19 protein-coding genes are annotated in these 23,226 nt (G+C 40.9%); 8 read left to right on the plus strand and 11 right to left on the minus strand.

Annotated elements, in window-relative coordinates:
• Window positions 1-329: 329 nt before the first annotated feature.
• A protein-coding gene (gene prfB / locus BMX30_RS07965) for a peptide chain release factor 2 (protein WP_139195383.1) occupies window positions 330-1,431 on the minus strand; the annotation gives its coding sequence in 2 pieces (ribosomal slippage) (window positions 330-1,358 and window positions 1,360-1,431; 1,101 coding nt in all).
• A gap of 150 nt (window positions 1,432-1,581) precedes the next feature.
• On the minus strand, window positions 1,582-4,095 hold the full coding sequence (secA, locus tag BMX30_RS07970; protein ID WP_090743359.1) for a preprotein translocase subunit SecA: 2,514 nt from the start codon (window positions 4,093-4,095) through the stop codon (window positions 1,582-1,584).
• Between the two features lie 573 nt (window positions 4,096-4,668).
• Between secA and BMX30_RS07975 the strand changes: the two genes are divergently transcribed.
• From BMX30_RS07975 to BMX30_RS08000, 6 genes are all read left to right on the plus strand, one after another.
• The gene (locus BMX30_RS07975; RefSeq protein WP_090743361.1) at window positions 4,669-6,024 is read left to right on the plus strand and encodes a cytochrome c3 family protein; all 1,356 of its coding nucleotides are present in this window, start codon (window positions 4,669-4,671) and stop codon (window positions 6,022-6,024) included.
• Window positions 6,025-6,052: 28 nt separating this feature from the next.
• A complete protein-coding gene (locus BMX30_RS07980; protein WP_244532528.1) occupies window positions 6,053-7,234 on the plus strand; it encodes a cytochrome c3 family protein in 1,182 nt (393 codons plus the stop codon).
• Window positions 7,235-7,327: 93 nt separating this feature from the next.
• Window positions 7,328-8,035: a tetratricopeptide repeat protein gene (locus BMX30_RS07985; protein ID WP_090743366.1), complete on the plus strand. Its 708-nt coding sequence runs from the start codon at window positions 7,328-7,330 to the stop codon at window positions 8,033-8,035.
• Window positions 8,036-8,050: 15 nt separating this feature from the next.
• Window positions 8,051-9,019, plus strand: a complete 969-nt coding sequence (locus BMX30_RS07990; protein WP_090743369.1) for a 6-bladed beta-propeller — start codon at window positions 8,051-8,053, stop codon at window positions 9,017-9,019.
• Between the two features lie 102 nt (window positions 9,020-9,121).
• Complete coding sequence (locus BMX30_RS07995) at window positions 9,122-10,225, plus strand: cytochrome c3 family protein (RefSeq protein ID WP_090743372.1); 1,104 nt, start codon at window positions 9,122-9,124, stop codon at window positions 10,223-10,225.
• 226 nt (window positions 10,226-10,451) lie between these two features.
• On the plus strand, window positions 10,452-12,344 hold the full coding sequence (locus BMX30_RS08000; protein WP_090743375.1) for a cytochrome c3 family protein: 1,893 nt from the start codon (window positions 10,452-10,454) through the stop codon (window positions 12,342-12,344).
• Window positions 12,345-12,409: 65 nt separating this feature from the next.
• On the opposite strand, the gene BMX30_RS08005 is transcribed toward BMX30_RS08000, so the two are convergent.
• The 7 genes from BMX30_RS08005 to BMX30_RS08035 all read right to left on the minus strand — a co-directional run bounded on the left by BMX30_RS08005 (window position 12,410) and on the right by BMX30_RS08035 (window position 19,472).
• The gene (locus tag BMX30_RS08005) at window positions 12,410-13,249 is read right to left on the minus strand and encodes a DUF1028 domain-containing protein (RefSeq protein ID WP_090743378.1); all 840 of its coding nucleotides are present in this window, start codon (window positions 13,247-13,249) and stop codon (window positions 12,410-12,412) included.
• 149 nt (window positions 13,250-13,398) lie between these two features.
• Window positions 13,399-13,944 (minus strand): ribosome hibernation-promoting factor, HPF/YfiA family, encoded by a 546-nt coding sequence (gene hpf, locus BMX30_RS08010; RefSeq protein WP_090743381.1) that lies wholly within the window; start codon window positions 13,942-13,944, stop codon window positions 13,399-13,401.
• A 213-nt stretch (window positions 13,945-14,157) separates the two neighbouring features.
• Complete coding sequence (locus BMX30_RS08015) at window positions 14,158-14,871, minus strand: ComF family protein (protein WP_090743384.1); 714 nt, start codon at window positions 14,869-14,871, stop codon at window positions 14,158-14,160.
• Complete coding sequence (locus tag BMX30_RS08020) at window positions 14,868-16,364, minus strand: ATP-dependent helicase ComFA (RefSeq protein WP_090743387.1); 1,497 nt, start codon at window positions 16,362-16,364, stop codon at window positions 14,868-14,870. Before BMX30_RS08020 ends, BMX30_RS08015 begins: the two co-directional genes overlap by 4 nt.
• A 141-nt stretch (window positions 16,365-16,505) precedes the next feature.
• Window positions 16,506-17,348: a DegV family protein gene (locus BMX30_RS08025; protein WP_090743558.1), complete on the minus strand. Its 843-nt coding sequence runs from the start codon at window positions 17,346-17,348 to the stop codon at window positions 16,506-16,508.
• A 223-nt stretch (window positions 17,349-17,571) separates the two neighbouring features.
• Window positions 17,572-18,258, minus strand: coding sequence for a response regulator (locus BMX30_RS08030; RefSeq protein WP_090743390.1), 687 nt, complete (start codon window positions 18,256-18,258; stop codon window positions 17,572-17,574).
• A gap of 74 nt (window positions 18,259-18,332) precedes the next feature.
• Entirely contained in the window at window positions 18,333-19,472 is a 1,140-nt protein-coding gene (locus BMX30_RS08035) for a sensor histidine kinase (protein WP_090743393.1), read from the minus strand.
• 330 nt (window positions 19,473-19,802) lie between these two features.
• Here BMX30_RS08035 and BMX30_RS08040 point away from each other — a divergent pair, with 330 nt between their 5' ends.
• Together BMX30_RS08040 and BMX30_RS08045 are read left to right on the plus strand one after the other, a co-directional pair.
• Window positions 19,803-20,441, plus strand: coding sequence for a YigZ family protein (locus BMX30_RS08040; protein WP_090743396.1), 639 nt, complete (start codon window positions 19,803-19,805; stop codon window positions 20,439-20,441).
• Between the two features lie 90 nt (window positions 20,442-20,531).
• Window positions 20,532-21,575: an LCP family protein gene (locus BMX30_RS08045; protein WP_244532529.1), complete on the plus strand. Its 1,044-nt coding sequence runs from the start codon at window positions 20,532-20,534 to the stop codon at window positions 21,573-21,575.
• A gap of 12 nt (window positions 21,576-21,587) precedes the next feature.
• On the opposite strand, the gene BMX30_RS08050 is transcribed toward BMX30_RS08045, so the two are convergent.
• Window positions 21,588-22,268, minus strand: a complete 681-nt coding sequence (locus BMX30_RS08050) for a hypothetical protein (RefSeq protein ID WP_090743399.1) — start codon at window positions 22,266-22,268, stop codon at window positions 21,588-21,590.
• Window positions 22,269-22,291: 23 nt separating this feature from the next.
• Window positions 22,292-23,218 carry an O-antigen ligase family protein gene (locus BMX30_RS23475; RefSeq protein ID WP_170843821.1) on the minus strand — a complete coding sequence of 309 codons (927 nt, stop codon included), beginning with the start codon at window positions 23,216-23,218 and terminating at the stop codon, window positions 22,292-22,294.
• Window positions 23,219-23,226: the final 8 nt, after the last annotated feature.

Below are 23,226 nucleotides of genomic sequence, written 5' to 3' on the forward strand. Positions count from 1 at the left end.
ACCCCATTGGTGACCTTTCTTCCTTTTCCATCTACCACTTAGGGCACCAATCAACCCCATTGGTGACCTCTCCTCCTCTTTCATCTACCACTTAGGGCACCAATCAACCCCATTGGTGACCTTTCTCCCTCTTTCATCTACCACTTAGGGAACCTATCGACCCCATTGGTGACCTTTCTCCCTCTTCCAACAGCCAATCCGGGCACCAATTAATCTGGTCCTCAATGTTTACACTAAAAAACAAAATTAAAGGTACGCAGATTCACCAATAATAGTTAAAAGCAAAAACCTCTACCGGCAATCTATGCAGTAGAGGTTTTTTCTATATCTTATAGAATCTTTGACCTTAAGTAAGCATCAATAAACGGATCGATGTCGCCGTCCATCACACCCTGCACATTTCCCGATTCGGTATTGGTGCGGTGGTCCTTAACCATGGAATACGGGTGGAAGACATAAGAGCGAATCTGGCTTCCCCAGCCAATTTCTTTTTGCTCACCACGAATTTCGGCTAGCTGCTTTTCCTTTTCTTCGATCTGCCGCTGATAGAGTTTAGCTTTTAACATCGTCATTGCACGCTCACGGTTTTTAATCTGGGAACGCTCAGTTTGACATGTAACCACGACACCCGTTGGAGTATGCGTGATTCGCACGGCTGAGTCTGTTGTGTTAATATGCTGACCACCCGCGCCACTCGCACGGTACGTATCAATTTTCAAATCCTCTGTACGGATCTCGATTTGGATGTCATCACTTAATTCTGGCATAATCTCGCAAGATACAAAGGATGTATGTCGGCGTCCTGAAGAATCAAATGGGGAAATTCGCACGAGACGGTGCACTCCTTTTTCAGCTTTAAGGTACCCGTAGGCATTATGGCCTTTTATTGATAGAGTGACGCTTTTAATCCCTGCTTCCTCACCAGGTAGATAATCAAGTGTTTCAACCTTAAAGCCTTTCTTCTCCGCCCATCTTGTATACATACGAAGCAGCATCGAACCCCAATCCTGTGACTCAGTCCCACCCGCACCAGGGTGTAGCTCAAGAATGGCATTGCTTTTATCATACTCCTCGCTCAATAAAAGCTCGAGCTCAAAATCATTTAATCGCTTTGACAACTCAACTAACTCACTTTCAAGTTCAGCTTGAAGTTCGACATCGCTTTCTTCTTTTACAAGTTCATAAGAAACTTCCAGATTTTCAAACGTCTCAAACATATCATGGAAAACATGAACCTGATCCTTCAGAGCATTGGATTCATTAATTGTAGTTTGAGCCTGTTGCTGGTCATCCCAAAACTCGGGAGCGAGCATCACTTCATCAAGCTCAGCAATCCTGGCCTCTTTGTTCTCTAAGTCAAAGAGACCCCCTAAAGTCCGCTAATTTCTTAGCTGTTTTTTCAAGTTCATTTCGAATATCCGCTAATTCCATCTCGTTCACCTCATAAAAAAATAGATAATAACATTATAGCTGATTTTACTGCCTTAAGGAAAAAAGAGGCGGCGAAAACTTCACCGGCCTCCTTTTTAGGAATACGTGTATTTAGTCTATACAACTCAACTAAGGTTGCGCCTCAGTTTGTTACTCTACTTTCCCATGACAATTTTTATACTTCTTGCCACTACCGCAATAGCATGCATCATTGCGTCCGATATCCATCTGCTTAACCATTGGCTTTTTCTTAGCCTTTTGGCCGCCTTCTTCCTTCGGGTTAACCGCATGTCCTTTTACAACTTCTTGACGTTGAAGGTTATTTCTGATTTCCGCTTTCATGATGTATCTTGCAACATCAGCCTCAATCGCCTCGACCATGCTTTCAAACATAGCGAAACCTTCCGTTTGGTATTCACGTAGAGGATCGATTTGTCCATAGGCACGTAAATGGATTCCTTGGCGCAGATGCTCCATTTGGTCAATATGGTCCATCCACTTCGAATCAACACTACGGAGAACAATAACCTTTTCAAACTCGCGCATTTGATCTGGCTGCATTTGCTCTTCCTTTTCATTGTAACGCTGTTTCACTTTATCAAGGATAACTTCAACAATTAGATCGCGGTCTTTTCCTTGAAGTTCGTCTATCTTAAGATCGCCTTCATTTAAGAAGTTACCGTTCACATAATCAATAATGCTTTCTAACTTCCATTCATCACGGTCCTGTTCATCTGCTGTATGAGCGAAAACCGTTCTTTCGACAGTAGCACGAATCATGCTTTCAACAATGTCGCGGAGGTTATCGGATTCAAGTACCTCATCACGCTGCTTATATATGATCTCCCGTTGTTGACGTAAGACATCATCGTACTGAAGCAATTGCTTCCGCGCATCAAAGTTATTGCCTTCAACTCGTTTTTGCGCTGCCTCAACAGCCCTTGTCACCATTTTGCTCTGAATTGGCTGGGTATCATCCATTCCAAGTCGAGACATCATATTTTTCATATTATCCGAGCCGAAGCGGCGCATGAGTTCATCTTCCATCGACAGGTAGAACTGAGTAACACCAGGGTCTCCCTGACGTCCAGAACGACCACGGAGCTGGTTGTCAATACGGCGACTCTCATGGCGCTCTGTTCCAATGACCGCTAGTCCGCCTAGCTCCCTCACACCTTCACCAAGCTTGATATCAGTACCACGTCCAGCCATGTTCGTGGCAATCGTTACTGCCCCTTTATGTCCAGCTTCGGCAATGATTTCTGCTTCGCGACCATGGTTTTTCGCATTCAAGACATTATGCTTAACGCCCTTTTTAGTCAAATATCTAGAGATAATCTCAGACGTTTCAATCGCCACTGTACCGACAAGCACAGGTTGTCCTAATGCATTCCGTTGCGCAATGTCCTCAACAACTGCTCGGAACTTTCCATCAATGGATGAGAAAATCAGATCTGCTCGGTCATCACGAGCGATTGGACGGTTTGTTGGGATGACGATAACATTCATATTATATATGTTCCGGAATTCCTCTTCTTCCGTTTTCGCTGTACCGGTCATTCCAGCAAGCTTTTCGTACATCCGGAAAAGGTTTTGGAAGGTAATCGTCGCGAGCGTCATGCTTTCATTCTGAATTTCCAGACCTTCCTTCGCTTCAATGGCCTGGTGCAACCCATCACTATAGCGGCGACCTTTCATCAGACGACCCGTAAACTGGTCAACAATGACAATCTCGCCTTCCTGGACAACGTAATCAACATCTAAATGCATGCTGGCATTTGCTTTTAATGCCTGATTAAGATGGTGATTCAACGTTACATGGGCAATATCAAACAGATTTTCAATCCCAAAAGCCTTTTCAGCTTTCGTGATTCCTTCCTCTGTTAGCTGAACGCCCTTTGTTTTTTCGTCGTAAGTGTAATCCTCTTCTTTTTTCAGCATTCGAACAAAGGCATTTGCTTGAATATATAAAGAGGCACTCTTCTGCGCTGACCCTGAAATAATCAATGGTGTTCTAGCTTCATCAATCAAAATCGAGTCTACTTCATCGATGACAGCATAATGAAGCGGGCGTTGGACCTTTTGCTGGCTGTAGAGCACCATGTTATCTCTGAGGTAATCAAACCCATATTCGTTATTTGTACCATAAGTAATATCGGCATTGTAGGCAGCTTGCTTTTCTTCATTATTCATTCCATTTAGGTTCAACCCAACAGTCAATCCAAGGAACTCATATAGCTGGCCCATTTCATTCGCATCTCGGCTTGCCAAATATTCGTTAACGGTTACAACATGAACACCTTTACCAGTGATTGCATTTAGATAAACAGGCATTGTAGCTGTTAGGGTTTTCCCTTCCCCTGTTTTCATTTCAGAGATATTTCCTTCGTGCAGAGAAACGCCACCCATTAACTGAACTTTATACGGATAGAGGCCCAGCACACGACGTGCAGCTTCGCGAACAACCGCAAACGCCTCAACTAATAAATCATCTGTTGATTCACCTTGTTGGTATCTGTCTTGAAACTCTTTCGTTTTTCCTCTCAACTCATCGTCCGAAAGCCTTTCCATATCGCCACCAAGGGCATCAATTTGATCCGCTAACTTCGTTAGACGTTTTAAATCGCGTTTGTTCTGGTCGAAAATTTTATTTAAAATCCCCATACTGACGCTCCTTTTATGTATTCATTCCATTATATATCCAACTAAAAAGAAAAAAGATTCGCTCTAAAGCTACGAATCCTAAGAAAATCCGTTTTATCCTACTAATTTTACCACTTACTAATAACAGTGACAACCAAGAGGCGAATGACGAAATTCCTAAAAAGGGGAGACCGTGTTTAAGCAATAAGGAAACTACTTCCTACTCTTAAAAAAAATCTGCCATCACACAACATTGTATAAAATTCAAAATTTTGTTTAAAAACAATTCCGCAATGATCATAAAAACTGAGGATGTAAAGTTTTAATAGTTTATAAGTTTATAAGGTTAGTTACATAAATATTCATTTAATGATAATGATTATTAACCACTATAATCACGTTATGAATCCCTTAAAATCAACGTTTATTTGGATATTTAGACCAAAATGTGAACGTTTTAAAAATTAGTTAAATATGTAATTTTATTCACAGAATGTACATTGGAAATAGATTAGGAATATCGGATACTTTGTAATAGGGAAGATCACCTTATAAAAATAAAAAAACAATTGTCTCGTAAAGGGGGAGAGCATAATGAAGTTCTGGAAGAGAAAACAGAAAGTCCAGACAGAAGAAACAGAGAAAAAACCAGGTCTATTCAGAAGATTATGGCGCAAGTTCCGCGGTATAGATTGGAAGAATCCAGTGAATCGCTGGAAACTACTCTTTGCTAGTTTATTTGCTGTTATTGCCTTTTCAGGAACCTTGTGGGGAGCCATCGCTTTTACATCCAATCCGGAATTCTGTTCCTGGTGCCATGAAATGGCCCCTGAGTATGTCACGTTTGAAGTGAGTGCCCATAGTGAAATTAAATGTACCCAATGCCATATTGAGCCTGGGGCGGTAAACCTGGTTACCCACAAAATTCATTCACTTAAAGAAGTTTACTACCATATTGTTGGCCCACCAGACCCAATTGTTCAAACCATAGCAGTTACAGATGAAAGCTGTATGCAGTGTCACTCCGAGAACCGACTCGTGTCAGCTACCGGGGACCTAATCGTCAATCATAGTGAACATATTCAAGAAGACATCCCATGTATCACTTGTCACAGTGGCGTCGCCCACGCAAAGGTCGTAGAAAGAGGAATTAACGATTCAACCACTTATGATTATTGGACAATGGAAAATGCAGACAAGCTAGTAAATGACAGTTATATGAGGCCAAACATGGGGTCTTGTATCGACTGCCATGATGAGGTCAATAAAGGAAACCGTCCTTGGGAAGATATCCAATATAGCCTCCCAGAAAATCCACATAAAGATGGTCATGGAAAGCAAGATGATGATCATGCGAAAGCAGCAACAATTGATACAGCCGCTTCTAATTTAACAGATGCAGAAAAAGAAACGAATGAAAAGAAAAAAGTCCAAGGAATTATTCTACAAGCACTAGGAAAACAGACAGAAGATGTGAAGGTTTCAATGGAATGTTCGACTTGTCATATGGAAGTTGGAATCCCTGATAACCATCAGGAAATAAATTGGGACAAAAACCATGGTACAGATGCCATTCAACAGTTGGACGAGTGTATTGATTGCCACCAGGACTCTAAGTGGGTTAAGCATTTTGCGAAAGAAGAAATTACTAGCCTTATAGATGCTGGCGCTAAGAGAACAGAGTATAATCCTGACCCTGCAATCGCAAAAATAGAATCGCGTGAAAATAACTTCTGTAGCTCTTGTCACAGTTCTCGGCCAGAGAGTCACCTAGAATCTGATGTATGGTTAACTGCCCATGCGGACGATGCAAAATCAAAGCAACAAAAAGAACAGTGCTTTATCTGCCATGATCAGGCCAAACCTTCTGCTACAACCAAACTAACGGCACCGACTGATGTCTATTGCGAACAATGTCACCGAACTGGTTTTAGCGGTCTAAAACAATAATGAGTCCAAAGATTGAGGAGGGATCATAATGGAAGACCATACCGAAGAAAAACCGACCCCTCCCCGCTTTCGCGGAAAATGGAAAATTGCCACCCTTACACTACTATTCCTGGTGATTTTCTTCTCGGTTGGTTTCGCTAGTCTTCAAGGGTCATCAAAATCAGAGTTCTGCGCTTCCTGTCACGAGATGGCACCAGAGTACTTCACTTGGAAGAACTCCGCCCATAGTGAAGTGGATTGTGTTGACTGCCATACCGAGCCAGGTGTTGAAAACGTCGCAAAAGGCAAAATCGATACAATTGAGCAAGCCATAAAAAAGCAAATGCAAACCTACGAAGCGCCCATTCGGATGCCAAGTGAAATATCAGACGCTTCCTGTGAAAAGTGCCATAACGTTTATAATCGAAATTTTACTGTTTCTGGAGACTTAATTATTCCCCACGACAAGCATAAAGAAGAAGATGTCAGCTGTATGCAATGCCATAGCGGCATCGCACACGGCAAGATTGCTGAACGGAAAATGACCTATAAAACCGACTACGTGAAGTGGGATGACAAGACCGGAGCAAGCATCATGTCTGATCAAAAATTTGTGAAACCGGATATGGAAACTTGTATAGATTGTCATAAAGCCCGAAAGATTACCACCGAGTGTAGCGCCTGTCATACAACTGGCATGGTACCAGATAGCCACAAAGAATCTAGTTTTGTGAAAACACATGGTATTGAAGCAAAAGAGGACCTAGCAAGTTGTAATGACTGCCATAAAGATATGTCGACTATAAAGCTTGAAGGATACGAAGAAGCTTCACCAGTTGCAAAATATTTAAATGACGTAAAACAGCAACCTAAGAATCATTTAAACTACGCTAAAGAAAACACATTTTGTGTAGATTGTCATGAGATCCGGCCAGAGAGCCACAATCAAAAATTCATTAGCAATCACGGAACTTTAGCCGAGCAAAATCAAGAATCCTGTCTTGCTTGCCATGACATTAAGAAAACAACAAATACGACTACGACAGCAACTAGCAATAGCCAGGTCTACTGTTCATCATGTCACCCAAGCACGCATAGTCAGAATAAAAAGTGGCGCGAACGCCATCCAATTCCGATTAGTCCAAATCAGAAGCTGACAGAAACCTGTTTTACCTGTCATGTTGAACAAAAATGTACAAGCTGTCACCAAGAATTAGCTAAAAGAGATTAAATATAAATCATGATTTGGAGCTTTTGAAGGATATAAACAGTAGATTAACTACCAGGCGTCTTAAAGAAAACTATGAAATACGAGGTGATTTTTATGGAAGCCCAAGAGCTGCCAGTCATAGAAGAAAACAACCATAGTCAAGAAGAAATAAAAAAGAAAAAAAGTGACCGTTTCACCAAATTACAATCCTTTCTTTTAATATTCTCAACCCTAGTTCTTTGCTTAGGAGGGGGCTATATTATTAGCGATCAGTTCTTTTGGTCTAACGCAGATGAAAACAGATTAAAGGAGCAACTTGACCATTATAAAGGACTGGTTGATGCTGAGCCAAACAGTGCGGAGCACCGTGTAAATCTTGGCTACACACAACATTTAATGGGCAATAACGAAGAAGCCATTAAACAAATGAAGTTAGCGACAGACCTTGAAGCTGATTATTTTGGTGCTTATTTCAATCTTGGCCTTGTCTTTATTGCTGAGGGTCGCTTCAACGATGCATTAAAAGAGTCGCAAAAAACAATTGAGCTTGCTCCACGCGATTACCGTAGCCATCTATTAGCGGGTATGGTTTATCGTGAACTAGAAATGTATGCCGATGCTGAAAAGTCATTAAAAGAAGCACTTTCATTTGTACCATCAAACACCGATATTATTAATGAGCTTGGTCGTCTCGCAGAAGATCAAGGCAAGACTGAGGAAGCCGAAAATCTTTATAAACAAGCATTAGCATTTGACCCATTATTCAAGCCAGCTAATGAAGGCTTAGAACGACTAGCAGTTAACGCAATAGAAAACGAGTAGAAGGAGCTGATTGTAGTGAAGAAAAAAAATGTCTATATCACCATGAGTTCAATTTTCGCGCTCTCCGTTGCCCTCTTCGCAACCATCTCCTTCTTTAATTTAGAAGGAAATGTAAGGCCAATGCTCGCAGCTGTCGATCAGAGCGGCCCACCACAGTACTCTCAATCGTTTTACGGGGATTTTAACGAGCCCTTATCAAAACCAATGGATGTAGCGAGAATTGGAGAATTTGTTTATGTCAGCGACACAAGCAATCGACAAATTCAAGTTTTCGATCAAGCAGGAACAGCTATCTTTAAGTTTGGTGAAAACGGAACGGAAGAAGGTCAGTTTCAATTCCCATACGGAATAGCAGGAAATGCTGAAGGTGAAATTTATGTAGCAGACCTCTACAACGGGAATATTTCAATATTTGATTCAAAAGGGAAATTCATTAGATACTTTGAGGAAAAATCGGAAGAAAAAGCGATTGCCTCTCCAGGTGGCTTGCGCATTTATGATGAACAACTATATGTGACAGACATTAAAGCTAATAAACTATTCGTTTTTACATTAGATGGTGAAAAAATAATGGAAATTGGCGGACCAGGTGCTGAAGAAGGTCAATTTATTGCCCCTAATGCAGTCACAGTCGACAGGGAGAAACAAATCTATGTTACCGACTCAGGGAATAACCGTGTTCAAGTCTTTGATCAAAATGGCAAGTTTATTCGTATCATCAATGGCTCCCAAGACGGCAAAGGTTCGCCGCTGTTTGTAAATCCTAGAGGAGTTGCTGTTGATTCTCAAGGCGTTGTTTATATAGTAAGCAACCAATCTCATAACATTTATGCTTACACCCCTGATGGAACTGAAGCATTTGTATTAGGTGGAATGGGTACCGATAATGGCAAGCTGTATCTCCCTAACGGCTTATTTATCGATAACCGCGATACCCTTTACGTTACAGATACAATCAACCAAAGGGTCTCTGTTTATTATTAACACTCTTTCCTTAAAGGTGGTGATGCTTGGAAGTAGCCAGTAATAGTAATCTCATAGATATAGAGACAGAGAAAAAAGAGAGGAATCAGGGAGGTTTGTAAAATGAGTAAATTAAAAATTGGTTTATCCGCTGTATTCATGCTGCTTTTGTTAGGCATGTTCAGTACTGGTGCCTTTGCTGAAGGGGAGTTTGATCCAACTTCAACCAATCCAGCACCTGGCATTAATGTAGGAACCATTGACAGTGAAGGTCAAAAAAATATCCATAGAACACATGGTAATTTTCAAAACAACACCAACTCTTGTGCAAACTGTCACAGTACGCACCAAGGAGATACTTCGACTTTATTAAAATTTGAAAATGCAGAATATGATATGTGCTTGTCTTGTCACGATGGAACAATGGGCTTCTATAATGTTTTAGGTGAAGGCGCTGGTGCCGGTACATTCAATGATACACACCAGAGTTCTTCTATGCACAACGTGAAATCAGGTGTTGCTATTAGTGCCGCACCAGGTGCCACATTTGAAGCTGATGCGATTGAATTAACTTGTTCAAGCTGTCACAACCCACACGGTTCTGTAAATGACAGATTACTAAGGGAAGAAGTTGTTACTGCATCAATGGGTAAACAAGGTGGGCTCTACGCCGGTCTTGAAAAAGGCACAAAGGCTATTACCCTTGAGTTGACTCCAGACCCAGATTTTGAAGATTTAAATGCAATGACTACTACGTCTGGATTACAAATTACTACTTCTGTCGGTCCAAAGGGCAATACCGATAAGCAAAACTATGCTAAATTCTGCTCTACTTGCCATGATGATTATTTAGCAGGCAGCGGAAATCAATCATCATTTAGTGGACACTATTCACACACAACAAACAGCGCTTCTGCGGGACGTAACTGCGCAAGCTGTCACTACGCTCATGGTACAGATATTACGTTGTTAAAGGACACATTAGGACATACAGTTGCTGATAAGGTAGCTGAAGGTTGGGATCCAGCAGTTGCAGAAGAATATATGAAGGATGTAAGCGCGGCTGGTTCTTCTCTTAAAAAATACACGAACATGGTTGTATGCTGGACTTGTCATCAAACATCAAAGGCTATTGATACACAACAGCCGGATTCTAAATATCTAGCTCCTATTCAAGGAAAATACGGAATTCAAGATGCCTTCTTGGGTAAGCCAGGAATTAGATAAAAAAAGCTATCCAATAGCGCCACTACTGGATAGCCAAACCAATTGAATGCTTGTAAACAAGGTAGTAATAGTGATTATTACTGCCTTGTCTTCTATTATTTCAACCTGTTGTGAAAATGTCAAAAAGTTTTCCTTGAACAACGACTTTTCCCGTTTTAACGGTTGATATAATCAAATTAAGAGCTGCTGATAAGACGGCCTAATCTAAAGAAGAGGATGAAGTATTGTGAAAAAGACGAATTATACCCAGAAGCTAATTTCATATTTCGTCATCTGCTGCCTCTCTCTTAGTTCTCTCCTTTTTTATTTTCCTGGTAACACGGTCCTTTCGGCTCCGGGCGGCCCCATCCTCGAGATCATAACACCAGTAGATGGGACATTATTCGATACAGAAATGATTGAATTCACAGGGCGGATTTCGGATGATTTGACCCCGCCAGAGAAGCTAAATTTTAAGGTGTATCAAAAGCTAGCTGATTCAGAAGTACCTTTAGAAATAACTAGCACAGGAGAGTTTGAATTAGTAAACACTAGTTCTGGGGAATGGATTTACACAAGGCCATTTAGCGAAGGCAACCATACCCTACTATTTACTTTGGATGATGAAGACACCAATAGGTCAGAGGTTCAATTGACGTTTTCAGTTGAACCCTCAGGTAACATCGACTCTATTAACCCTGAACCCGGTGGAATGGAACAGGAAGCTGAAGAATCGGGACAGACTGGTGAGCCTGAACAGAGTAGCTCGACCGAGATTGAACCCGAATCAACTGCAGAGGCTGTTACTGAAATCGCACCAGTTCCTAGACCATATATTGTTAGTCTAAACATCATGCCAAATGGTGTCTCAAATCCTGAAGACTACTTACAAGCTGAAGATATGACAGGAGTTCCTGTAGATTCTTCAATTGAGATAATTGTTAAGGAAAGCGGAACCCTTAATCTTACCGGTGAACCTTTAATTATTACTTCTGATACGAGGGCAACCCTTAAAAGTACGGAAGTAGCAGATGATGTTATTCCTGGAAAGACAGACGGGGAATACAGAATTACTTTTACCCCAACAGAAACCCTGGAATACAGCACTACTTATTATGTATTCGTGAATCCTGCTATTACGAATGATCAGAACGGGAGAATCTATCAGAGGTTTCTGAAGTTTACTACAGCTCCACAAGTACCATCTCATGAAATCCATGGGAATTTTGGCAACAATACTAACTCTTGTGCGAACTGCCATAGTACGCACAATGGAAATGACCCGAAGCTTTTAGGTGGGAAATATGGTGGCGAGACTGCGAAAAATTTATGTATGTCATGTCATGACGGGACCAATGGTGCTCCTATACCTGATCATTACAATGCAGCGAATCAACATTTTAATTACACAGATGGTTTAGAAGCAACCTATTCATGCACGTCCTGTCATAATCCACATACAGGTTGGACAGAAGAAAATCCGAATAAACTAAAGAATCATCCCGAGAACACATATAAGAAACAAGGTACAGCCACGGGGATATCAACAGACTTCTCGTTATGCTTCCAATGCCATAATGGAAATGGGACGGCAGTTGATATCGAAAAGTATTATAAAGACGAGACCTTGCTTGCGGATTCAGGTCACAAGATTACAGCTGAAGATGGAACTTCTTTAAACGGTCAGTTAACCTGTGCTGATTGCCATGAGACCCATGGCTCCGATAATCTCAAGCTTCTTAAAGGAAATCTTGGCAATGCCCCTCTAGCGGCTGGGGATCAGTTCAAAACGGTCGGAACGGAATGGACAGTAGATAACGAGCGAAACTTCTGCTTGAAATGCCATAATGGAAATACGGAGTTATACGGGAAGAACCCAATCTATAACGCTGAAGCGGATAATCACCAGGACACAACGAAATCCTGTTCATCCTGTCACGGATCAGGAGAGGATATTCGAGAGCAGATGAGAAGTGCTGCACATGCTCCTAAGAAATTGATTGTGAGAAATCCTGAACCAACCACTGACCCAGTGACTGTAAAGGAATCTGGAAGTACTTTAGAGGACTCGACAATACAGAACTCTGATGTAACAACAGAAACGGAGACAAGCCTTTCTTCGACAAGTGAAACACCTTAGAACCAATAGATCCTAACTAGGAAAAAGACACCTTTCACAAATCTGAAAGGTGTCTTTTTCCATCCCTACTGTTTTTTCATAAACTCCAATACATCCAAATCAATCTTCCCTGCTTCCTGCTCACGTTCCTCAAAGTTTTCGGTATGGATGTAAGCAGTAAGCGCCTTGTGAAGCTCCTCCCCATTGGCTGGGTCAGCTTTTAAGTAATCAAGGCGTAACAGGTGTTTAACGACTTCAACCTTCACTTCACCTTCAATCGCCACAACATTTTCCGGTTTAGATTTAGCAAAATAAAGCTGTTGTAATCCATAAATTCGGATGAGTTCTTTAATCGGCTGCGGGTGATCATCCACTCGCAGATCGATGTAACGGTCATTATAACCGCCGTAGCCGCCCGCCTCTTTGACGACAAGTAGTGCAGCAGATTGTTGGCCCCTGCTGTCTCCTCCTGCCTCCTGACCAGCATCTAACGCTGCTAGCAGTCGCTCAGCGAGGCTTCCTTTTGTCTCTGTAAACGTACGAGCCATCGCCTCTACTGTGCCTTCAATGAGGATGTTTCCTTGGGCTGCAAAGTGCTCTCCTGTGATTCCTCCGGCCCAGTCATAGCAATAGGTACCTGTAAAAGTAGCCGGGTTGCCATTGGCATCAATCAGCCCCACCTGGCGCATTTCTTTATCAGGGTCGTCCTTTGTAATGATTTCTAACGCTTCTGCAGCCGATTTCCCCGCGGCCATCAATTCAAGCGCTTGTGGTCCATAAGCAGTATTCGCGTAAGATTGTGTCGCCACAGCCCCGACTCCAGCCTTGGCGAACGGTACCACCGCTCCTACACCGAGAAACTTAGATTGTACGGCAATTCCCCACTCTTTTTCCTTCGGATCGTAGCCAACGATTGAAAAAGTCAAAATGATAGCCCCCTCATTCTCACAGATGTTTTTTTACAATACTTGAAGTATGTATAGAAATATTATCAGCTATTCCCTGACAAAAATGAAGCCCGCCGCCAAAATTAATGGCCACGGGCTTCAGCTTAGTTTAAGTTTTAGATGAACAATTATTGAGCTTCAATTAAGCCGTAGCGGCCATCTTTACGCTTGTACACAACGTTTGTATTGTTTGTATCTGCATTATGGAATACATAGAAGTTATGGCCAAGTAGATTCATTTGTAGAATCGCTTCCTCACTGTCCATCGGTTTTAAATCAAAGCGCTTCGTACGAACCAATTCTAGTTCATCTTCGTCTCCATAAGACTCAATCTCGGAAAAGATTGGAGCCACATCTTTGATGCTGTCTTGACCGCGGAATTTGCGGTTTACTTTTGTTTTATGCTTACGAATTTGACGTTCTAATTTATCGGTAATCAAATCAATCGCCGCATACATGTCTTCATGAAGCTCTTCAGCACGGAGGACAAGGTTTTTCATCGGGATTGTGATCTCGACTTTGGATTTTTTGTCCTGATAAACTTTCAGGTTCACGCTTACGCTTGCATTTGGTGTTTCATGAAAATAACGCTCCAACTTCGAAACCTTTTTTTCAATATACTCTCTAATAGCTGGAGTTACCTCAATGTTTTCACCACGAATGTTATAGTTCATAAGCGATACTCCTCCTTTAAAATAACTATGTAACTATACTTCTATTTTACCCTAAAGAACTCCTGCATTAACAGGGAAAAGATTGACGAATTCATGAAGTTTTCTCCGTCATCATAGTAAAAAAGGTAAATAAATCACGCGGAACTTTGTTGAAAACTGTCGGAAGTTAACGAATGATGCTATTGAAAAAGGATAGAGATCATTTCACAACTTCTACCTCGCAATCGTAAAAGAAAACACCTGATGCACCCCATGCTCATGCAACACTTTTGCAGCATGCCTAAGTGTTGAACCTGTCGTATAGATATCGTCAATAAGAAGCACTGTTTTATCCCGCAGAAGCACTACTTCAACTTCACTTATGCGAAAGACTTGCGGGATGTGAATCCGGTCCGAACGAGACTTCTTTGATTGCTTTTCCGAGTGAATTCTCGATATAAGCCTTGTCGGCTGTAAACCTGCTTCTAAAATAAGCGCTTCTGACTGGTTGAACCCTCGTTCATAGAGCCTTTCTCCACTTAAGGGGATGGGAACAATCAAGTCAAATTTACGGTTTTTTAAAGTTCTCAAAATGCCAGATTTAAAAGCTCGAGCCAATAGATAATCCCCTCGATACTTAAATGTAGCAATCACTTCTTTTAAAAATTCATTGTACTCATACAGGCAGAAGTTTTGAGCTAACAAGCCGCCCCATTCTGAGTCTTCCTCCCAGCGGATGCAGTCAAAACATTGGTCTCTGTTGCGGTAATCCGTTGAAAGCACACGGCCACAGATCCGGCAACGTTCACCACTTAATGGTTTGAGTCGCTCATGACAGCTCTTGCATACGACCATATCCTCGGTAGCCAAGAGAACACTCGACCAACTAATCGCCAGGTCAATTACTCCATGACAGATTAAACAATATGAATCCGCGAACAAACTCACTTGTCTAACATCCCCCTTTGAGTTGCTTCTTTATTCATTGCGAGAATCTGATTGCGTGCGCGAACCATTGACTCTGTTTTCCCATAATGAAAAAAGATGACCTCTCCTGATGGAAATTGTGCACTTCTTCCTGCCCTCCCAGCAATTTGAACGAGTGCACTTTCTGCAAACACTTGATCCTCGGCACCTAAGACTGCGACATCAATATTCGCGAAAGTGACGCCTCTTTCAAGGATGGTTGTAGTGAGCAGGACCGGAATTTCCTTATTTCGCATGCGCATAACCTTTTCTTTGCGGTCGGGGTCTTCAGCGTGGACAGATTCAATTTGCGGGTGCAGTTTCTGAAACACATGCAACATCTTATCCATTGCTTCAATTCTTGGTACAAAAATGAGTGCTTGTTTATTAGCGGCTAGCCTTTTCTTCGTCCAGACGAGAAGATTCGTCGGCAGACGTTTTTGAGCTAGGAGTTTTGCCCAATTCCCACACCAGACGAACTTCGGAACTGGCAGTGGTTTGCGGTGGTAACGAGCTGGAATGGTAACAAACTCGCGCTTGCCTAAATGACATTCTCGCTGCCATTTCCGGCTTGGTGTGGCGGTTAGAAAGATTAGTGCTGAATGAGGCTTTTTGGCTTGTTTTACGGCATACTGAAGCGTTTCATCGATGGAATATGGGAAGGCATCGACCTCGTCGACAATCAAGGTATCAAATGCTTGGTAAAAGCGGAGAAGCTGGTGAGTCGTCGCAATCGTTAAGGGAGCGTATGTATGGCGGTCTTCACTACCACCATATAAGGATGCAACAGTAGTGTGTGGAAAGACTGCTCTCAGACGGGGCGTAAGCTCAAGGACGACATCCGTCCGAGGGGTTGCGATGCAAACACGCTTGCCTTGGGTTAAAGCGTGTTCAATCCCTTTAAATAACACCTCTGTTTTTCCTGCTCCGCACACCGCCCACACGAGGAGCTGTTCTAATCGGTCAACTGCGTTAACGACACGTGACGATGCTCCACTTTGGCCTGGCGAAAGTGTACCTGTCCATTCTAATAGGTTTAGCGGAACCTTCCCTTCAGGAACAGGACCCCTCCAACTGATTAGCGGGGTACAACTACTAACGCGCCCCATCATTAAGCATTGACGGCAATAGGTACATATATCACCACAACGAGCACAAGGAAATTCAGCGAACCAGCGGGAATCTTTCGTCCCACATCTTAGACAATGGTTCTTATCGCCAACGATTTCTATCCCTTTTCGATACATGAGATAGCCTTTTACATAATGCAGTTGAATGTCGTCTAAGGTGAAAGGAAGATCATCTAGTAATAATTGTTTTCCCGAGAGATAATGTTGCAGCTGAGAGTTAAAACAAAAAGTAGAATCTAGTGGTATTTCAGGAAGTAGATTTAGTTTACTAATGGGATAGGTTTCTTGAGGAGTTAGAAGCAATGGAGCAGGGGTTAGTTTATTCTCTTCGATGGCAAACCTCATACAAGACCACCTGAGCAAACGGAATGTTTCATGGTACCCTCCTAATTAGGATCTGCTATATTTTTATGGACATTTATATAAATCGCCATTCCCAGGCCTTTTGCAAGCCTGAGATGACGTCATTCTACTAGCTGAAGGGATTTACCCTTTTTTATACCAGCCCATCCCTAGTGAGCCTTCCCCAAGATGTGTGCCAACGACCGGACCGAAGTAACTAATCGTAAACTCTACATTTGGATACTTTGCTTCGAGATCAACTTTCCACTCCATCGCCTCTTCTTCACGGTTAGCGTGAATGACAACCGCTCGGTAGCTGCCACCACTCGCTACGTCTGAGCCTAGTAGGTCGGAGACACGGTTAAGGGCTTTTTTCTTCGTGCGAATTTTTTCGTATGGTTCGATTTTTTTATCAACAAAATGAAGGATTGGCTTCACTTGTAATAAGCTTCCAATAAACGCCTGCGCATTGGACAGCCTTCCACCGCGTTGCAAATGACTTAAATCATCAACCATGAAGTATGCACGCATGGATTCTTTCATTTGATTGAGTCGAGCGATAATTTCGTCAGCCGTCTGGCCTTGTGCTGCCAGCTCTGCCGCCTCAATCGCATAAAAACCCTGAACCATACAAGCGGTCTCTGAATCAAATGGGTGTACGGTAATACCCTCGGCCATGTCACCAGCTGAGACAGCACCTTGATAAGTGCCACTAATTCCACTTGAAAGGTGAACAGTAATGACCGAATCATATTCCTTTGCAAGCTGTTCGAACAACTCAACAAACTGCCCAATCGGTGGCTGCGAGGTGGTCGGAAGTTCGCCGACTTTCACCTTTTCATAAAATTCTTCTGCCGTTAAATCTATCTCTTCACGAAGGGACTCACTACCAAAAATAACACTTAATGGAACCATATGGATATTTAGTTTCTCACGTAATTCCTTAGGGATGTACGCGGTACTATCCGTGACAACAGCCGTTTTCATGTATAGAATTACCTGCCTTTTTTTATCTAGCATTTCGTCTATTTTCCATTTTATATGAATTTCAATCAAATTGCATTCTTTTGTCAGAAAAGATTAAAAGTCTTTAGAAGAGCTCGAAGCTATGACCTTATATGATTGATTTGATTGGGGACGGTTCTTCTGCTTCCTAATTGGAATGTAATTCCAATTAAAGAAGCAAGGGAACCGTCCCCTTGCTTCGTGACTACTTCACTTCTACCCAACCATTTTTGATTGCTACGACAACGGCCTGCGTCCGGTCATTTACATTCATTTTTTGGAGGATATTGCTCACATGGTTTTTGACGGTTTTTTCACTAATAAATAGGGCATCACCGATGGCTCGGTTGCTTTTGCCATCCGCAAGTAGTTGGAGCACCTCGCACTCGCGTCTCGTTAACAAATGCAGTGGCCGACGAATTTCGACCCGGGCAATCGTTTGAACCCCTGCCCCTCCCTCTTGCATAGACAATCTTCTAAATTCTTTTACAAGATTATGTGTAACCTTTGGATGTAGATAAGATCCACCTTCAGCAACCACTTTTACAGCGTTAATTAAAGCGTCTGCATCCATCTCTTTTAATAGATAACCCGTTGCTCCGGTTTTCAACGCATGAGTCACATAATTTTCATCATCATGAATCGAAAGAATAATCACCTTTGCCGTAGGGTATTTCTCGATAAGTTGTTGAGTTGCATCTATTCCATTTATCGCCGGCATATTAATATCCATAAGCATCACGTCAGGCAAGTATTGCTCATATAAAGACAACGCTTCGCTGCCATCATTTCCCTCGGCTACCACCTCGAATGAATCTTCAAAATCAAGGATTCGTTTTACCCCTTCTCTAAAAAGCTGATGATCATCAACTATGACGATTTTCGTTCCCATCTTTCCTTCGCCCTCCTCGTATCCACTTTTCCATCTGTTATTCTTCTATTCGTTTAAGCCCAGTCGTTGTTCTATCAACTAATCGGCACTTGGACAATGACCTGTGTCCCGTTCCCAATGGTAGAATCGATGAAGATTTCCCCATCGAGCAGTTCTACCCGCTCCTTCATCCCAAGAATGCCAAAGGATTGCATTTTCTTTGTATTCACATCAAAGCCTTTGCCATTATCTTTCGTAACAACCTTTACCATATCTTTCGTAATTTCCAATTCGACATTTACGTACGACGCTTCCGCATGTTTCAACGCATTGGAAACCGATTCTTGAATCAACCTAAAGAGCGCAACCTCATATTTCGCTGGGAGCCTTTGGGCTTCACCAAGATTACTAAACTGAATTTTCGTTGTCTTATGATAATCTTCGATCGTTTGTAGGTATTTTTTGAGGGTAGGCACTAAGCCTAAATCATCAAGTGCCATTGGTCTCAAATCGTAAATAATCCTTCTAACCTCATACAAAGCAGAGCGAACGATGACCTTTAAATTACGAATTTCATCAATCGCTTCTTCGCCACTTCGCTCTTTATATATTTTCTCAATTAAATCCGAGCGCATCATTACATGGGCAAGCATTTGCGCAGGTCCATCATGGATTTCCCGTGACAATCGCTTTCGCTCCTCTTCTTGCGCTTCAATAATTTTCAATCCAAAATCCTGCTTCTGTTTCGCTGTTTCTAGCGCCTTACCCATTTGGCGAATATCGCTCATCATATAATTCATGACGACGGATATTTGCGAGGCAAGGTCCCCAGCCCGGTCAATTGTGTTTGTTAGGCCAATCAGACGATGCTCAAGCTCCTCTCGCCGGACCTTTAGTTGCTTTTCCATCTGACGTTTTATTGTCAGCTCCATCTGCAGTGTATGAGCTACTTCATAGGCATCCCTAACTTCTGCTTCCGAATAGTCTTTGAAGCATTTGCTTACGTCAGACAATCGTTTACGCGCTGAACGGACTTGATCCTCAAGTTTGTCCCCTTCTTCAAGGTTCTTCAATCCTAATTGTTTGACTTCTTTTAACTCAGTCATAATTGATTCATAATCTTGTCGGCATTGTTCACCAATACTAAAAACTTCCTTTTTACTGCCGACAACCGTATCTATCATCGTCTCAAGAATATGGTCAAGCGTTTTTGTCTCTATCTTTTTCAAAACCATCGTGATTCCCCCGGAGTATCTCTATCAAATTTAGTTTATCGAAATCATCTAGAGATGGAGTACAGGCAACCCCGCAATAAATACAAAAGGATTAGCCCTTTACTATTTCAAAAGATATAACCCTATAATAATCCATCATAGCGTGAAGCACTCTGCACATCTACAAATAGATTACGTCAAAAAGCGAGTTCTTTTGATAATATGTTCTATTATACCATCCTATCATTTTACGAATATTAAAGTTTATTTACATTCCTGCCTCAATTTGTCGGATTGCTCTTGTCGAATTATAATGGATGGAGATAGATGATCAGAGAAAGGAGCGGTTTGATGCTGCCCCATTATTTAACGGTAAAAGGTTATGGTGAACATGAGATAACGATTCAGAAATCTAGGTTCATTGCTTTTACCGAACGGGTTGAAACGGAAGAACAAGCCCAAGATTTTATCCAGAAGATTAAAAAGAAACATAGGGATGCCAACCATAATTGCTCTGCCTATATGATCGGTGAACATGATCAAATTCAAAAGGCAAATGATGATGGCGAGCCTAGCGGGACTGCAGGAGTCCCGATCCTAGAAGTCCTTAAAAAGAGACAACTAAAAGATACCGTTGTTGTCGTAACACGCTATTTTGGCGGCATTAAGCTTGGTGCAGGTGGGCTGATACGTGCATATGGAAAAGCCACCTCCGAAGCACTTAATTCAATTGGCATTGTTGAGAGAAAACTCATGCGTATCATGCACACGACCATCGACTATACGCTTTTAGGAAAGGTAGAGAATGATCTTCGGTCCTCTGTATATAAAATTAAGGAGATTCATTATCTTGAAAATGTCGAAATTGAAACATTTGTCGAAGAAGGGGAGAAAGAAAACTTTACAGCCTGGATCGTGGAGCTTACGAATGGGCAGGCTGTAATAAAAATCAAGAATAACTGGTTTTTAGAAGAATTGGTAAATCTTTAAATTAACCTCTTGTAAAATATTATAGATAAAATCTCACAATATATTATAATTAACCATTAGGACTCTTGGTTTAGAAAATGGAGGGAATAAATGAGACCGAATACCCAGCATTCTATGAATAGAAGCCATAATCATATAATGAAAAAGAAAAAACGAAGAAAACGAAACATTTTTTTACTCCTAACACTCATTTTCCTAAGTGTAATTAGTATTACCGGGTATTTCGCCTTACAAACATATGTTGCTGCTACCAATTCTTATGAGGTAATTGATGGCCGTGAGGAAAAATCAGAGCTTAGAGAAGAACCTGTTTTTGTTTCAAACGATCCATTTTCAGTAATAATCCTAGGAATTGAAAATTATACAGATGAAAATGACCGAGGAAGATCAGATACCATTATGGTGGCGACATTTAACCCTGAGCAACAGACTATGAAACTTGTAAGTATTCCAAGGGATACTCTAGTTAATATTCCAGACTATAAGTCTGACAAAATTAATCACTCATATTCAATTGGTGGCAAGGAGAAGGTTATCGCCACTGTTGAGGATTTTCTAGAAGTACCAATTGATTATTATGTCACAGTTAATTTTCAAGGGTTCACTAATATTATTGATACTCTAGGCGGTGTAAAAGTCGATGTCCCTTTTGATTTTAACGATATAAACAGAGATTGGGAACGATTTTACTTTTATGAGGGTGTTCAAACTCTTAATGGAGATGAAGCACTCGTATATGCACGTATGAGAAAGCAAGATCCACGAGGTGATTTTGGTCGTAACGAGCGCCAGAGGCAAATTGTCGCAGGAGTAATTGATAAAATCTCTTCACCTTCTACCTTTCTGAAGATAGATGATATTGTTGAAGTAATATCAGACAATATTGGGACGAACATGCGTATGAGAGAAGCATTGGCTTTTATTAAAAAATATCCTGATTTTAATGCTTCATCAATAGAACAACAAGAAATTAAGGGTTATGATGAATATATTAATAATATTTATTACTTTACTCCTGATAAAGAAAGTGTAAATGGTTTGAAGCAAACACTAAAGGAGCACCTAGAGCTAATTGAAAATACAAATGAAATAGATACGTCTCAAGAAATAACGACGAATCAAATTCAATCTTAGAAAAAGCTGCCTTTATTTGGCAGCTTTTTCTTCTTCTCTAAACAACTCTGGTACAACTACAATAAACACACTTAGAATAAGACCAATTAGTAAGCCTAAAACGGCCCTTTGTTGAGGTGGAATCGTTGTAATCTCTGACACTTTGACTTCCTGAATTAATTCTGAATTTCTAAGATTCGTTTCATCAGTACTTAAATTATATAGAAAGTAGTGCTTAGTTACAGGTTCTGTATCTGTTTCGATTTCTTCAATACTATTAATCCTTTCCTCAACTCCATTTACTTTAGTTTGGTATTTAATTGTAGTTTCTTCAAGGATTGCGTCTGTTAATTTAGTTAATGTTTCTTCTACCTCTTCACGGCTAGACCCGCTATAGGTAAGTTCTACTGGTTTAGAAGAGGAAGGGATTATCGAAAAACTAGACTTTACTTCATTAATATCAATATTTAAGTTGTATTTTTGATTAATACTTTCTAACCCACCTTCTGATGTATAAAAATCTTTTAAAAATGTTCCATTTGTCATATATTCATTTTCAAAATTACCAAGGATAATTTGGGAATACCCCTGATAACTACTAGGAGCTTTATTCGCAAAAATAAAAGCGATACCGGCAGTAAAGACAGGAATTAGAATCAGCAACCAAACCAACTTTTTAGCACGTCCAACAATTCTATTTATAAACTCTTTCATTAATTTGCTCCTTCAAATATATATTATTTTTTATCCAATAAATTCTTTTTCATCCAATAATTTATAAAGGCTATTGCTAATGCAAACAAAATCCATGCATAGTTTAAGGTCATGAGGGAACTTGGACTAATACTAGCTACAGAAAAAGCAACCAGACTCGTACAAAGTGACTGTGCTATTAATTTATCCTCCCATGTTATGCTCTCTTTAAAGATCCTATATAATTTGACCATTAACCATAAATAGACAAGAAGATATCCAACGAAAACAAAAAACCCATAATGCAGAAAAACTTCAGCCCACCAATTATGAACATTCAGCGTACCTGCTGTAGGAAAAAGAGCATACTTTTCAATATAAGATTCAACATTACCTGCCCCGATTCCCATTCCAACAGAATTAGCTATAAATAACAAGGTATTTTTCAGGAGATTGATTCGAATATCATTTGAAGCATCCGCATAATCTGCAGGTACAAAAAAACTTGAAAATTGACTTATAACTTCACTGTAAGCAGATAAAATCCTATCCGGAAATAAAAGACTAGCAATGATAAAACTGAAGCCTCCAAAAAAAAGCAAAAACCTTTTTTCCCTTTTACTCGTAAAAAACAAAAACCATATAGCCCCCCCAATCAATAACGCCAAGAGATTTGCTCTTGATGAGGAAACAAGAATTTGATAAAGACAAGATATCAGTAGAAAACCACTAAAGAACTTTATAATTATGTATTTTGACCTATGCAGTACACCTAATGCAAAAAAGAAACTTAAAGCAAGATAACTTGCATAGTCGTTTTCATTAGTAAAAACGGCTGTTGGTCGATGTCTTACATAGGCAGCAGCGTCGTACAGTCTCGAGACAGGCAAATGCTGCAAAGAGAAATGATTCCAAAAGCCGAGTATGACCATAAATGTTAGAACTAGCAGCCAAATATAGTCTAAATTCATATAGTCAT

Source organism: Mesobacillus persicus (assembly GCF_900109925.1).
In the GTDB taxonomy this organism is placed as follows: Bacteria; Bacillota; Bacilli; order Bacillales; family Cytobacillaceae; genus Mesobacillus_B; species Mesobacillus_B persicus.

Excerpts from the sequence above, each read along its gene's own strand:
- BMX30_RS08040 (WP_090743396.1), top strand. The coding sequence starts at position 19,803 with ATGCTGCCCCATTATTTAACGGTAAAAGGTTATGGTGAACATGAGATA.
- secA (WP_090743359.1), bottom strand. The coding sequence starts at position 4,095 with ATGGGGATTTTAAATAAAATTTTCGACCAGAACAAACGCGATTTAAAA.
- BMX30_RS08050 (WP_090743399.1), bottom strand. The coding sequence starts at position 22,268 with ATGAAAGAGTTTATAAATAGAATTGTTGGACGTGCTAAAAAGTTGGTT.
- BMX30_RS07975 (WP_090743361.1), top strand. The coding sequence starts at position 4,669 with ATGAAGTTCTGGAAGAGAAAACAGAAAGTCCAGACAGAAGAAACAGAG.
- BMX30_RS23475 (WP_170843821.1), bottom strand. The coding sequence starts at position 23,218 with ATGAATTTAGACTATATTTGGCTGCTAGTTCTAACATTTATGGTCATA.
- hpf (WP_090743381.1), bottom strand. The coding sequence starts at position 13,944 with ATGAACTATAACATTCGTGGTGAAAACATTGAGGTAACTCCAGCTATT.
- BMX30_RS07985 (WP_090743366.1), top strand. The coding sequence starts at position 7,328 with ATGGAAGCCCAAGAGCTGCCAGTCATAGAAGAAAACAACCATAGTCAA.
- BMX30_RS07980 (WP_244532528.1), top strand. The coding sequence starts at position 6,053 with ATGGAAGACCATACCGAAGAAAAACCGACCCCTCCCCGCTTTCGCGGA.
- BMX30_RS08020 (WP_090743387.1), bottom strand. The coding sequence starts at position 16,364 with ATGAGGTTTGCCATCGAAGAGAATAAACTAACCCCTGCTCCATTGCTT.
- BMX30_RS08030 (WP_090743390.1), bottom strand. The coding sequence starts at position 18,258 with ATGGGAACGAAAATCGTCATAGTTGATGATCATCAGCTTTTTAGAGAA.
- BMX30_RS08025 (WP_090743558.1), bottom strand. The coding sequence starts at position 17,348 with ATGAAAACGGCTGTTGTCACGGATAGTACCGCGTACATCCCTAAGGAA.
- BMX30_RS08045 (WP_244532529.1), top strand. The coding sequence starts at position 20,532 with ATGAGACCGAATACCCAGCATTCTATGAATAGAAGCCATAATCATATA.
- BMX30_RS08035 (WP_090743393.1), bottom strand. The coding sequence starts at position 19,472 with ATGGTTTTGAAAAAGATAGAGACAAAAACGCTTGACCATATTCTTGAG.
- BMX30_RS07995 (WP_090743372.1), top strand. The coding sequence starts at position 9,122 with ATGAGTAAATTAAAAATTGGTTTATCCGCTGTATTCATGCTGCTTTTG.